This is a genomic window from Pseudomonas sp. A014 (assembly GCF_052378495.1).
Taxonomy (GTDB): Bacteria; Pseudomonadota; Gammaproteobacteria; order Pseudomonadales; family Pseudomonadaceae; genus Aquipseudomonas; species Aquipseudomonas machongensis.
The window spans coordinates 5,002,341-5,015,438 of sequence record NZ_CP199001.1 but is presented as its reverse complement, the minus strand read 5'-3'; the positions used below and the strand labels follow the sequence as shown (position 1 = coordinate 5,015,438).

Genomic DNA, 13,098 nt, shown 5'->3' with positions numbered 1-13,098 from the left:
AGGCTTGCCTGCGAAAAGCCCCTGCGCTGCCTGGCACCCGCCAAGCCGGTGTTCGGGGCCAGGCCTATCGATCTGTTACCCGTTCGTCATTGAACGCCTGGCCCTCGATCGCGATGCGCCTGGCGTACCCGACGCCCCATACCAACGCCCGGCTCATGTTTTCGCCCGGGCGTTGGACATAGGCTTGTTCGTATAACGCCGAGCCATCGGCGCGATAGACACCGATGAACAACTGTGTCGCCCCCGTACGTGACAAGCGTGCCTGCACTTCAAGGCAGGCGCCGGTGCTCAGCGTTTCCTCATGGATTTGGTGGTGCAGGATCGGGTCGTACCACTGTCGATAGGTCTTGCCTCTTTTTTTCATCTGCCTACCCTCTGCATTGTTGTCAGCGGTAGATCACTTCCTGTGCGTATTCCGTCCAATTCAAACGGCACCATCGGACAGTCGGCAGACTTGTACAAATAGTCCTTGTTTGTACACCTGAGTTGTCGTCAATCCATAAATCCAAACCCATTCCTGATTGTCATTGGACAAGACTTTCGGGCCGTTGATAAGCGTGGCTGATATGCCCGCTCGCCAGGTTTGTGTCTACAAGATTAAAGACTCAAGTTCATTAGAGCCTTTCGTCCTCGCATTCAAAATCTTTTGCACGATGAGCCGCTTGCCCCCGGTCACTCATTTACACAGACCGTTCTGTGTAACTAACGACATGAGGTGTCAATCATGGCTAACAATCAAGACAATCGTGGCAATCAGGGTGGTAATGCCAACACCAATCCGGGCAACTTCGCCAACGATCGCGAAAAAGCCTCCGAAGCGGGACACAAAGGCGGCCAGGTGTCTGGGGGCAACTTCAAAAACGATCCGGAACGCGCTTCGGAAGCAGGTCACAAAGGTGGACAAGCATCCGGTGGCAACTTCAAGAACGATCCTGAACGTGCCTCCGAAGCTGGCCATAAGGGAGGCCAGGTGTCGGGCGGCAACTTCGCCAATGATCGTGAGAAAGCCTCCGAAGCGGGGCGTGTCGGTGGACAGCATAGCCACGGCGGCGGTCGCAAGAGTGACGACAACCGCTAGCCATCCGTGAAAAGCGCAAGGGCAGCCGAGCTGCCCTTATGCGTTGATGAGGACCCGCTTATGTTCATGCACAACAAACGATTGCAGTACACCGTGCGCGTGGCGCAACCCAATCCCGGCCTTGCCAATTTGCTCCTGGAACAGTTCGGAGGCCCACAGGGTGAGCTGGCTGCAGCCATGCGCTATTTCACCCAGGCTGTCAGTGAGGACGATCCAGGACGCAAGGACATGCTCTATGACATTGCGACCGAAGAACTCAGCCACCTGGAGATCATCGGTTCGATCGTGGTGATGCTCAACAAGGGGGCCAAGGGCAACCTGGCCGAAGGCATAGAGAGCGAGGGCGAGCTTTACCGCTCGCTGACCGGCGCCGGCAACGACTCCCACATCACAAGCCTGTTGTATGGGGCTGGGGCGCCGCTGGTGAATTCCGCCGGCGTACCCTGGAGCGCAGCCTACATCGATACCATTGGCGAACCGACTGCCGACCTGCGTTCGAACATTGCCGCCGAGGCTCGCGCCAAGATTGTCTACGAACGGCTGATCAACGTCACCGATGATCCTGGCATCAAAGATGCGCTGGGTTTCCTGATGAGTCGCGAGATCGCCCACCAGATGTCGTTCGAAAAGGCGTTGCACGCCATTCAGCCAAACTTTCCACAAGGCAAGCTGCCAGGAGACCCTGAACTCAATCGCACCTACTTCAATCTGTCCAAAGGCGGTGAAATGCGCGGGGCGTGGAACGAGGGACAAGACTGGGTCTACGTCGACGAACCCCAGCCTGCAGTGGACGGCGGCGATGGATCGGCCAGTGTCCAGCTCGACGAAACCAGTGCACAGGTTGTCGAGGCAATGAAACTCCGTACTCAGTCGAATCCAGAGGCGCAACCTTTGACCGGGGCGGAGCTCGGCAAGGTCAACAATGGACAGCAATGAGAACACCCCGCGCCGGAGCTGATTCGGCGCGGGGCGCTGGTCAACGCTTGGCTTCGGTGTCTGTGGGGGGGATCGGGCCGGGAGCGCGCAGGTCACCTCTGGCAAGTGGTCCGTCAGCCATTCAGCCATGGCCACTTCTTCCTTGAGAGTTGAGCAGCAGGCTTGCGCAGTGGCTCTCTCTTCGACCGCAACCCTATGTGGGCCACCCCGCAAGCGCTGCCGCGGGCGTTTGGCCAGCGACATGAGACCTCATTTCAGACAGGGCACATCGTACCCAGCAAGCGAATTTGCGCTGAACGCCCTTAAAGCTCGACAATGGCCCATTTTGCAAAGCTGGCCAGGTAGTTGTCAGTTTTATTCACGTTTGTGCAAGAGGTCCACAGAATGGCTCAATACGTCTACACCATGCATCGGCTGAGCAAGGTCGTGCCGCCGAAGCGGGAAATTCTCAAGAACATCTCCCTGTCGTTCTTCCCCGGCGCCAAGATCGGCGTACTGGGCCTGAACGGCGCCGGTAAGTCCACGCTGCTGCGGATCATGGCGGGTGTCGACAAGGAATTCGATGGCGAAGCCCGTCCGATGCCCGACATCAATGTCGGCTACCTGCCGCAGGAGCCCCAGCTGGACGCGAGCAAGACCGTGCGTGAAGTGGTCGAGGAAGCGGTCAGCGTGATCAAGGACGCCCAGGCGCGCCTGGACGAGGTCTACGCGGCCTACGCCGACCCGGATGCCGACTTCGACAAGCTGGCCGCCGAGCAGGCCAAGCTCGAAGCCATCCTGCAGGCCGCCGACGGCCACAACCTGGAGCGTCAGCTGGACGTCGCCGCCGATGCCCTGCGCCTGCCGGCCTGGGATGCGAAGATCGAGCACCTGTCCGGTGGCGAGAAGCGCCGTGTGGCGCTGTGCCGCCTGCTGCTGTCTGCCCCCGACATGCTGCTGCTGGACGAACCGACCAACCACCTGGACGCCGACTCGGTAGCCTGGCTGGAGCGCTTCCTGCACGACTTCCCCGGCACCGTGGTGGCCATTACCCACGACCGCTACTTCCTCGACAACGTCGCCGGCTGGATCCTGGAACTGGACCGCGGCGCGGGCATCCCGTACGAAGGCAACTACTCGGGTTGGCTGGAAGCCAAGTCGGAGCGTCTGGCGCAGGAATCCAAGCAGCAAAGCGCCCACGAGAAAGCCATGAAAGAGGAACTGGAGTGGGTGCGCAAAGGCGCCAAGGCTCGCCAGTCCAAGTCCAAGGCCCGTCTGCAGCGTTTCGAAGAGATGCAATCGCAGGAATTCCAGAAGCGCAGCGAGACCAACGAGATCTACATCCCGGCAGGTCCGCGCCTGGGCGACAAGGTCATCGAGTTCAAGAATGTCTCCAAGGGCTATGGCGATCGCGTGCTGATCGACAACCTGTCGTTCTCCATGCCAAAAGGCGCCATCGTCGGCGTTATCGGTGGTAACGGTGCCGGTAAGTCGACCCTGTTCCGCATGCTGATGGGCAAGGAGCAGCCGGACTCGGGCAGCATCGAGATCGGTGAAACCGTGCAACTGGCCTGCGTCGACCAGAGCCGCGAGGACCTGGACGGCAGCAAGACCGTGTTCCAGCAGATCTCCGACGGTTCCGACCAGATTCGCATCGGCAACTACGAGATCCCGTCGCGTACCTACGTGGGCCGCTTCAACTTCAAGGGCGGCGACCAGCAGAAGTTCGTCAAGGACCTCTCCGGTGGTGAGCGTGGCCGTCTGCACCTGGCGCTGACCTTGAAAGAGGGCGGCAACGTCCTGCTGCTCGACGAACCGTCCAACGACCTCGACGTCGAGACCCTGCGTTCGCTGGAGGAAGCCCTGCTGGACTTCCCGGGCGCCGCCATCGTGATTTCCCACGACCGTTGGTTCCTGGACCGTGTGGCGACCCACATCCTGGCCTACGAAGATGATTCGAACGTGGTGTTCTTCGAGGGCAACTACACCGAGTACGAAGCCGATCGCAAGAAGCGCCTGGGCGACGCTGCTGCCCAGCCGCATCGGGTACGGCACAAGAAGCTGGCGCAGTAAGCCGGTTTTCGTTGCACAAGGATGGGGCCCTCAGGGGCCCCATTTTTGTGCCTGGCTGGGAGCGGTGGTGGCTTCATTCGCGGGCAAGCCCGCTCCTGCAAGGGCTTGGAACTGCAAGCTTCCCTGTGGGAGCGGGCTTGCCCGCGACTGCCACACCGCGGTGACAATTTGTATACATTTATATAAAACGCACCAAAAAAATTCAGAAAAACGACATTTTGCCCTGTTCCAGTGCGATTGCTTCTTGATAGAGTCCGGAAAAAATCAATAAGTCCAATCCTCTTGGTGAGATGTCTACCATGATCGAATCCGTCGACCATTTCCTTGCACGCCTGAAGCAGCGTGACCCTGCCCAACCCGAATTCCACCAGGCCGTCGAAGAGGTGCTGCGCAGTCTCTGGCCATTCCTCGAAGCCAATCCCCACTACCTGCAGGCCGGCATTCTCGAACGCATGGTCGAGCCGGAGCGTGCGGTACTGTTCCGTGTGTCGTGGGTCGATGACCAGGGTAAGGTCCAGGTCAACCGCGGCTATCGCATCCAGATGAGCAGCGCCATCGGCCCGTACAAGGGCGGCCTGCGTTTCCATCCGTCGGTGAACCTGGGTGTGCTCAAGTTCCTGGCCTTCGAGCAGGTGTTCAAGAACTCGCTGACCTCGCTGCCCATGGGGGGCGGCAAGGGCGGCTCGGACTTCGACCCCAAGGGCAAGAGCGACGCCGAAGTCATGCGCTTCTGTCAGGCGTTCATGAGCGAGCTGTACCGCCACATCGGTGCTGACCTCGACGTGCCGGCCGGCGATATCGGTGTGGGCGCCCGTGAGATCGGCTTCATGTTCGGCCAGTACAAGCGCCTGGCCAACCAGTTCACCTCGGTGCTGACCGGCAAGGGTATGACCTACGGCGGCAGCCTTATCCGTCCTGAGGCCACCGGCTACGGCTGCGTGTATTTCGCCGAAGAGATGCTCAAGCGCAAGGGCCTGCGCATCGACGGGCGTCGCGTGGCCATCTCCGGTTCTGGCAACGTCGCCCAGTATGCGGCGCGCAAGGTCATGGACCTGGGCGGCAAGGTGATCTCGCTGTCCGACTCCGAGGGCACGCTGTTCTGCGAGGCCGGGCTGAACGACGAGCAGTGGGATGCGCTGTTGGAGCTCAAGAACGTCAAGCGCGGCCGCATCAGCGAGCTGGCCGAGCGTTTTGGCCTGGAGTTCCGCAAGGGCCAGACGCCGTGGAGCCTGCCGTGCGACATCGCCCTGCCGTGCGCCACGCAGAACGAACTGGACCTCGAGGATGCCCGCACACTGCTGAGCAACGGCTGCATCTGTGTGGCTGAAGGCGCCAACATGCCGACCACTCTGGAAGCGGTGGATGTGTTCATCGAAGCCGGCACCTTGTTTGCACCGGGCAAGGCGTCCAATGCCGGTGGCGTTGCGGTGTCGGGCCTTGAGATGTCGCAGAACGCCATGCGCCTGTTGTGGACAGCGGGTGAGGTGGACAGCAAGCTGCATGCGATCATGCAGTCGATCCACCATGCGTGCGTGCACTATGGCGAGCAGGCCGATGGGTCGGTCAACTACGTCAAGGGCGCGAACATCGCCGGCTTCGTGAAAGTGGCGGATGCCATGCTGGCGCAGGGCGTGGTCTGATTCGAGATCGTCGGGCCGCTTTGCGGCCCAATCGCGGGACAAGCCCGCTCCCACAGGGATTGGGCTGGTCTTTAGATTTTGAGCAAGACAGTTGCTCGTACAGGAATCGCGATTGAGCTGCGCAGCAGCCCCTAACCTTCTCCCAGGATCTCGACCACCTCGATGGACAGATCCCCCGCAGGCCGCCGCCATACCACTTCATCCCCAGGCCCCGCGCCAAGCAGCGCCCGCCCCAGCGGTGAGCCCCAATTGATCAACCCCCGCGCTGCATCGGCCTGATCTTCCCCGACCAGCTGCACCCTGTGCTCCTCATCCTGCTCATCGACGAACCTCACCCGGCTACCGATCTGCACCTTGTCCTGCGAGGTTGCAGGTGGCACCACCTGGGCGCTCTGTACGCGTGCCCGGAAATAGCGCAGGTCGCGCTCGGTATCGGCCAGGCGCTGTTTGTCGGCATGCTCACCCTGGGCTTGCAGATCGCTGTGCAGGGCAATGAGCGCCGCCACGCGTTGCTGCAACTGTGCAAGCCCGCTGGCGGTGACGTAGTTGGGCTGGTCGCTGACCCGTCGCTCCACCGGCTGGCTGGCCTGGGCGGCGGCCTGGTCTTCGTTGACGAATGCTCGGCTCATGAACGGCCTCCTTGTTTCTGGAGACCATGGTGAGGGCTGTCGGGTTTCCCTGAATGTCTGGCTGCGACCTAATTGTGGCGATAGGCGCGCGCGGCACCGCGGTCTTTTTCCTGTTGCCAGTCGCGGTCACGCTCGTCCCAGTAGCGCTCTCGGTACTGGCGCGTGTCTTCGCTGTTCTGCATGGCATGGCACTGGCGAAAGCCGTCGTCCCAACCGCTTTCGTAGCGGCGGTCGTGGAGGTAGCGCGGCACGTCCTTGCGAAAATCACCGACCATCAGCCCGGCTGCCTGGCGGCCGCTGCTGCAGCCGTCCTGGAATCCATCGGCGTAGGCCGGTGGATAGCCCTGGTCGAGCATCTGCTCGTGGGTGGACTGGCAGCCGACCAGCAGCAGGGTTATCCACAGGGCGAACGCGTACCGCAACATAGACTCTGGACCTCCGGGTGATAGGGGAAGTCTAGGTCGCGGATTGTCGTGGCGATGTCAAAACGCCGTCGAAGGATTGCGCGTCATGATGCGAATCCCTGTGAGTGGTATCAGTACTGATACCACTTCAATTCGAGCATCACCTCGTTCTGCGCGGTGGCCAGGTGGCTGAACTCGCGCTTGGCGCTCAACCGCAGGCCCAGGTTCTGCGAAATCTCCCACTGCTGGTTCAGGCTCAGGCTGCGCCGCACTTCGCCATTGGTGAAGTAATCGCCTTTCGCCTCCAGGGTCATGTTGCCCAGCCCGTTGCGCCACAGCAGGCCGCCATTGAAACCGGCTGCCGGCGAGATGAACTCGGCGAAGTCGTTGTGGTGTTCGACCCGCACCGTACCGAGAGCGAAGCCCAGCAGGCCGTCGGCGAGCTGCCAGGTGCCACCGCCGCCACCGTTGACGTGGCTGACCAACACTTCGTCGTCATGCTTGCCCGGCACCCGCTCGAGGCCGCCGGCCACCTGCCACGACCAGGGTTTGAGCAGCTCGTTGCGCGGGGTCAGTGAGCGGATGGTGGCCAGGTCGAGGCGTTGCACCTGCCAGTCGTTGCCCTCGTACTGGCGCAGCTTGAGCTGGAGAATCTCGATCTGTGCGCCGAGCGGGAAGCCGTAGGCGTTGTCGTTGAGGTCGTGGTAGGCCATGCGCAAGCCATACTCGGCGAAGGCGCGGTCTTCGCGGGTGCCGACACCCAACTGCCAGGTCCGCGACTGGTGACCGTCCTCAGGCAGGCCGGGGCGTTCGATCTGCAGCGGTGGCGGCGGGTTGCGGTTGATTGCCCGCAGCAGCTCGAAGCTGCGCCTGGCCTGTTCGGGGTCACGCTCCTGGCCGGTGGCGCGGTAGCGTTCCAGGCGATAGGCGGCATCTTGTACCAGGGCCTGGCGTTCGCGGGGCAGGGCGGTGAACGCGGGGCTTTGCAATTGCGCGGTGTCGGCGCTGACGGCCAATACCTGCTGTTTTTCGTGATGGTCCAGTGGCTCGGCGCGGGCCAGCAGCTCGCGTTCGCGCGATGGCCGGTAGCGCACATCGGACACCAGCCCCGACTGCTTGACGGCCTTGACCGTGTCGGTGGGGATGGCGGTGAGCGGGAACTGCGAGGTCAGGTCCAGCCCGGGGCGGGCGACCTGCAGCAGCTCCAGCAGGCGGTAGGAGCAGTTCTCGTCGAAGAAGAAGTAGTCGAACTGCACCTGCTTGAGTTCCCAGACGTGCTCGACCATGCGCCCGGTCTCTTCAGGCGTCAGGTCCAGCTGGTACTCCCACAGGTCGCGGTTCTCCAGGCTGCGGTATTCGGAGAGTTTCTCCTGGTACGGCATCATCGCGAACAGCCCGGGGTAGCCGCCCATCAGGCCTTTCCAGGCGTAGAGGATGCTGTTGTCGCTGCCTTCGATATAGGCGCCGAAGTTGATCGCGTAGCTGAGCAGCGTGGTGTCGTTGCTGCGGGTGTCGGCCTTGTCGATGCGCAGCAGGGTATGGCCGAACATCGAGGACGGGCTGTTGAGGTAGGCCGCCGGGAAGATCAACACCGCGCTGTGCGGTGCGACGTCGGCGTACCAGCGGCTGTATTCCTGGCAGTCCGGGGTCGGCAGGTCGCTGAGCTGCAGTTGCTCGCGCAGCCAGCGGGTGCGCGCCGGAAAGACGCATTGGGCGTGTTTGTCGCCCAGGCTGGCCGGGGCATACAGCGCATCGACCGTGGCCCGCAGTTCGCGATCCGGATGATGGGCGCCGTCCTCGGCGAGAAAGAATTTGTCGTCGTCCACATAACTGCGCCAACCGCCCAGCTTGGCGGTTTCGTAGTGACCCAGTGCGATCCAGTAGCGGTCGGCGGCCAACTGCTGCACCCGCGCCTCATCCAATGAAGGTGTCGCGTAGGCAGGGGCGCAGGCGCATAACGTCAGGTAGGCGAAGCGTTTGAGCATATCGGGCAACTACTTCTGAATGATGCCGAAGGGAGGCGGGCGAAACCCGCCCCGCAAGCGGGGCGGGCAGGGTCGAACTTACGCTTCGGTAGCGTATTTCGCCAGTTGCGGATCTTTTTTCAGGACCGCGATGGTGTTGTTGTGGACATCTTCGGCAGTGACGTTGGCGCTGCTGAAGATCTGCTGGAAGTGGTCGTGGGTGACCGAGGCGAAGTGCGCGCGGTCTTCGGGTTTGACGCCCAGTACCACGGCGTAGGTGGTCAGGGCTTCGCCCTGGCCCTGGGCCATGTCTTCGGACAGTTCGTTCATGGTGCCATTCATGGCCAGCCACGATTTACCGCCGTAGGTGAGCGCGGCCTTGGTGGAGCAGCCGTTGGTGCCGGAGGTCATGCCGAAGGTGGCGTTACCGGAGGTGCCGTTGGTGGTGGAGGCCAGGAAGTGCGCCGGAGTGCCGCGCTGGCCTTCGAACAGCAGGTTGCCCCAACCGCAGTTCGGGCCGCCTGGCGCTTCGGCCATGGCATTGATCGAAACCGCGGCGAACAAGGTACCCAGAAGAATCCGTTTCATAGCGTTATTCTCTTTTTCGATACGTATCAATGATCAGGGTTGTCTGGCAGTTCACTGCCAGGACGGGGAAGCGTTTTACCCACCCGCGCAGTTTGGAGTTTAGGCACGATCCAATAGTTGCGTAGTTGATTGCGAAAAAATCTTGGACAAACCTTTTTAACGCCTGCGACATAAAGTCCCGCGGAGCCTTGCAAGGCGCGCGCCCCCGGCGCCAGAATGCTGCGTATCCGCCCCGCCGAAGTAAGGAAACCCAATGCCCGATCCTGTTGCTGCGCGCCTGCGTCTCGCGCCCGAAGCCCTGACCCGGCGTTTTTCCCCCGAGCAGTTTGCCTTCACCAACACCGATGATCTGGAGCCGTTTCGCGGAGTACTGGGCCAGGAGCGTGCCGTCGAGGCCCTGCAGTTCGGCGTGGCCATGCCACGCCCTGGCTACAACGTCTATGTGATGGGCGAGCCGGGCACCGGCCGCTTCTCCTTCGTCAAGCGCTACCTCAAGGCCGAGGGCAAGCGCCAGCAGACCCCGGCTGACCGGGTCTACGTCAATAATTTCGAAGACACCCGCGAGCCGCGTGCGCTGGAGTTGCCGGCAGGCACTGCTGGCGAGTTCATCGCCGATATGAACGGTTTGATCGGCAACCTGCTGGCGACCTTCCCGGCGGTGTTCGAGCACCCGTCCTACCAGCAGAAGAAGGGCGCCATCGATCGCGCCTTCAACCAGCGCTACGACCGTGCCCTGGATGTGATCGAACGCGCGTCGCTGGAAAAGGACGTGGCGCTGTACCGCGACGCCAGCAATGTCGCCTTCACCCCCATGGCCGACGGCAAGGCGCTGGATGAGGCCGAGTTCGCCCAGTTGCCTGAAGAGGTCCGCGAGCAGTTCCACGAAGACATCGCCGAGCTGGAGGAGCGTCTCAACGAGGAGCTGTCCAGCCTGCCGCAGTGGAAGCGCGAGTCGAACAATCAGCTGCGCGAACTGAACGAAGAAACCATCACCCTGGCCCTGCAACCGCTACTGGCCCCTCTGTCGGAGAAGTACGCCGAGAACGCTGCGGTGTGCGCCTACCTGCAGTCGGTGCAGTTGAACCTGCTGCGCACCGTGGTCGAGCAACTGGTCGACGATGCCAAGACCGACGCGGTGGCGCGCAAGATGCTCGAAGAGCAGTACGCGCCAAGCCTGGTGGTGGGGCATCCGGTCAATGGCGGCGCGCCGGTGGTGTTCGAGCCGCACCCGACCTACGACAACCTGTTCGGTCGCATCGAGTACAGCACTGACCAGGGCGCGCTTTCCACTTCCTACCGCCAGCTGCGTCCCGGTGCATTGCACCGCGCCAATGGCGGCTTCCTGATCCTGGAAGCGGAAAAAATGCTGGGCGAGCCCTTCGTCTGGGATGCACTCAAGCGCGCGCTGCAGTCGCGCAAGCTGAAAATGGAGTCGCCGCTGGGCGAGCTGGGTCGCATCGCCACCGTCACCCTGACGCCGCAGATGATCCCGCTCAACGTCAAGCTGGTGATCATCGGCTCGCGTCAGCTCTACTACGCGCTGCAGGACCACGATTCGGACTTCCAGGAGATGTTCCGCGTCCTGGTCGACTTCGACGAAGACATGCCGATGGTCGACGAGAACCTCGAGCAGTTCGCCCAGCTGCTGCGTACGCGTACCAATGAAGAGGGCATGGCGCCGCTGACCAGCGATGCCGTGGCGCGCCTGGCGACCTTCAGCGCGCGCCTGGCAGAGAACCAGTCGCGGCTCTCGGCGCGTATCGGCGACCTGTTCCAGCTGGTCAGCGAGGCTGACTTCATCCGCCAGTTGGCCAACGACGAGATGACCGACGCAGGCCACATCGAGCGTGCGCTCAAGGCCAAGGCGACCCGCACCGGGCGGGTGTCGCAGCGGGTGCTCGATGACATGCTCGCCGGCATCATCCTGATCGACAGCGAAGGCGCTGCCATCGGCAAGTGCAACGGCCTGACGGTACTGGAGGTCGGCGATTCGGCATTTGGCATGCCTGCGCGGATCTCCGCCACGGTCTACCCGGGTGGCAGCGGCATCGTCGACATCGAGCGTGAGGTCAACCTCGGCCAGCCGATCCACTCCAAAGGCGTGATGATCCTCACCGGGTACCTGGGCAGCCGCTACGCCCAGGAATTCCCCCTGGCGATCTCGGCGAGCATTGCCCTGGAACAGTCCTATGGCTATGTGGATGGCGACAGTGCCTCGCTTGGCGAGGCCTGTACGTTGATCTCGGCGTTGTCGCGCACGCCGCTCAAGCAGTGCTTCGCCATCACCGGTTCGATCAACCAGTTCGGCGAAGTGCAAGCGGTGGGCGGGGTCAACGAGAAGATCGAAGGCTTCTTCCGCCTGTGCGAAGCGCGTGGCCTGACTGGCGAGCAAGGGGTGATCATCCCGCGCGCCAACGTTGCCACGCTGATGCTCGACGAGCGCGTGCTGCAGGCGGTCGAAGCCGGGCGCTTCCATGTCTATGCGGTGAGCCAGGCCGATGAAGCGCTGAGCCTGCTGGTGGGCGAGGATGCCGGGACGCCGGACGAGAAGGGCGAATTCCCTGAAGGCAGCGTCAACGCGCGGGTGGTCGAGCGTCTGCGGGTCATCGCCGAGATGATCAGCGAGGAAGAGATCAAGGAGGCCGAGAAGGAACGGCTGGAGGAGATGGTGGCCCAGGCCAAGCCGGCCTGAGTCAATAAACTGGCGCTGGCGGCCAAGTGCTACCGTTCAGCGCCGGTTTTCCAGCAATGCCCACCTGTCATCTATGCTGGAACTTAAGGAGTTTTCAGGGTTCAGGATGGAAACAGCCTGTCTTGCAGGCTGAACAGGGCTTCTCAGAGGGGACGCCGCCATGCGCAACCTCAGCCTCACCCGCCAGTGCCTTGGCCTGGTGACCCGCATCGAGTGCAGCATCCGTCCGCTGGCCGGCGACAACGGCATGTGGACCTTGCTGTTTGCCGCCGGCATGTCCGGTGAACAGCCTTCGGCGATCAAGGCACAAGGGCCGTTTCATGGGCCGATGGTGGCCGAATCGGTGATGAACGCCGTTGTCGACAGCTTGACCCTGCACGGCTACCAGGTGGCTGAAGACCCGCAGATCTGGTGCCTGCACCTGCAGGCGCAATTGCGGCGGATCAACGGAGAACGTTGCCGCAATATCGGGGATTACCAGTTCCGTCCGGATAATTGAAGAGGACTCTGCGGCAACCCGCCGCAGACTTTTGCTGTCATTGATGGCTGGCTATACTCGCGCACGCTTTTCCAGTCATCTCATGAGTCCCTATCCTCCATGGAACGTATTCTCGAAAACGCGATGTATGCCTCTCGCTGGCTGCTCGCACCCATCTATTTCGGCCTGTCGCTGGGCTTGCTGGCGCTGGCGCTGAAGTTCTTCCAGGAAGTGGTCCACGTCCTGCCCAACGTCTTCGCGCTGAGCGAAGCGGACCTGATCCTGGTGATCCTGTCGCTGATCGACATGTCGCTGGTCGGCGGCCTGTTGGTGATGGTGATGATCTCCGGCTACGAGAACTTCGTCTCGCAACTGGACATCGACGAGAGCAAGGAGAAGCTCAACTGGCTGGGCAAGATGGACTCTTCTTCGCTGAAGATGAAGGTTGCGGCGTCGATCGTGGCCATTTCCTCGATCCACCTGCTGCGCGTGTTCATGGATGCGCAGAACATCTCCACCGACTACCTGATGTGGTACGTGATCATCCACATGACCTTCGTGGTCTCGGCCTTCTGCATGGGCTATCTGGACAAGCTGACCAAGCATTGAGTCGGTATCGCCCTTCTCGCGAGTTCGC

Annotated in this window: 12 protein-coding genes and 1 pseudogene; 8 read left to right on the top strand and 5 right to left on the bottom strand. The window is 62.0% G+C overall.

Translation table 11 applies throughout. From position 1 onward, the window contains the following. Positions 1-64: 64 nt before the first annotated feature. Positions 65-364 carry a hypothetical protein gene (locus ACTYOL_RS23285; protein WP_054894055.1) on the bottom strand — a complete coding sequence of 100 codons (300 nt, stop codon included), beginning with the start codon at positions 362-364 and terminating at the stop codon, positions 65-67. Between the two features lie 360 nt (positions 365-724). Between ACTYOL_RS23285 and ACTYOL_RS23280 the strand changes: the two are divergent. The 5 genes and pseudogenes from ACTYOL_RS23280 to gdhA all read left to right on the top strand — a co-directional run. Further along, positions 725-985: pseudogene (locus ACTYOL_RS23280) on the top strand (general stress protein); the annotation flags it as partial. Continuing rightward, positions 971-1,078, top strand: a complete 108-nt coding sequence (locus tag ACTYOL_RS23275) for a general stress protein (RefSeq protein WP_231100338.1) — start codon at positions 971-973, stop codon at positions 1,076-1,078. The pseudogene ACTYOL_RS23280 and the gene ACTYOL_RS23275, both read left to right, overlap by 15 nt. 60 nt (positions 1,079-1,138) lie before the next feature. Next, entirely contained in the window at positions 1,139-2,014 is an 876-nt protein-coding gene (locus ACTYOL_RS23270) for a manganese catalase family protein (RefSeq protein WP_054894057.1), read from the top strand. A 384-nt stretch (positions 2,015-2,398) separates the two neighbouring features. After that, entirely contained in the window at positions 2,399-4,066 is a 1,668-nt protein-coding gene (ettA, locus tag ACTYOL_RS23265) for an energy-dependent translational throttle protein EttA (protein WP_054894058.1), read from the top strand. 299 nt (positions 4,067-4,365) lie between these two features. Continuing rightward, positions 4,366-5,706 (top strand): NADP-specific glutamate dehydrogenase, encoded by a 1,341-nt coding sequence (gdhA, locus tag ACTYOL_RS23260; protein ID WP_444757113.1) that lies wholly within the window; start codon positions 4,366-4,368, stop codon positions 5,704-5,706. A gap of 131 nt (positions 5,707-5,837) precedes the next feature. Here gdhA and ACTYOL_RS23255 read toward each other — a convergent pair whose 3' ends face one another. From ACTYOL_RS23255 to ACTYOL_RS23240, 4 genes are all read right to left on the bottom strand, one after another. Further along, positions 5,838-6,335, bottom strand: a complete 498-nt coding sequence (locus tag ACTYOL_RS23255; RefSeq protein WP_063546126.1) for a GreA/GreB family elongation factor — start codon at positions 6,333-6,335, stop codon at positions 5,838-5,840. A 68-nt stretch (positions 6,336-6,403) separates the two neighbouring features. After that, positions 6,404-6,760: a hypothetical protein gene (locus tag ACTYOL_RS23250; protein WP_054894060.1), complete on the bottom strand. Its 357-nt coding sequence runs from the start codon at positions 6,758-6,760 to the stop codon at positions 6,404-6,406. Positions 6,761-6,870: 110 nt separating this feature from the next. Next, entirely contained in the window at positions 6,871-8,724 is a 1,854-nt protein-coding gene (locus ACTYOL_RS23245; protein WP_153774726.1) for an Lnb N-terminal periplasmic domain-containing protein, read from the bottom strand. Positions 8,725-8,802: 78 nt separating this feature from the next. Beyond that, entirely contained in the window at positions 8,803-9,291 is a 489-nt protein-coding gene (locus ACTYOL_RS23240; RefSeq protein WP_065864072.1) for a DUF3015 domain-containing protein, read from the bottom strand. Positions 9,292-9,544: 253 nt separating this feature from the next. Here ACTYOL_RS23240 and ACTYOL_RS23235 point away from each other — a divergent pair, with 253 nt between their 5' ends. The 3 genes from ACTYOL_RS23235 (at position 9,545) to ACTYOL_RS23225 (ending at position 13,070) form a co-directional block, all read left to right on the top strand. Next, a complete protein-coding gene (locus ACTYOL_RS23235; protein ID WP_054894063.1) occupies positions 9,545-11,983 on the top strand; it encodes a Lon protease family protein in 2,439 nt (812 codons plus the stop codon). Between the two features lie 160 nt (positions 11,984-12,143). Continuing rightward, positions 12,144-12,482, top strand: a complete 339-nt coding sequence (locus ACTYOL_RS23230) for a PA4575 family protein (protein ID WP_054894064.1) — start codon at positions 12,144-12,146, stop codon at positions 12,480-12,482. A 99-nt stretch (positions 12,483-12,581) separates the two neighbouring features. Beyond that, positions 12,582-13,070, top strand: coding sequence for a TIGR00645 family protein (locus ACTYOL_RS23225; protein WP_003247486.1), 489 nt, complete (start codon positions 12,582-12,584; stop codon positions 13,068-13,070). Positions 13,071-13,098 lie beyond the last annotated feature (28 nt).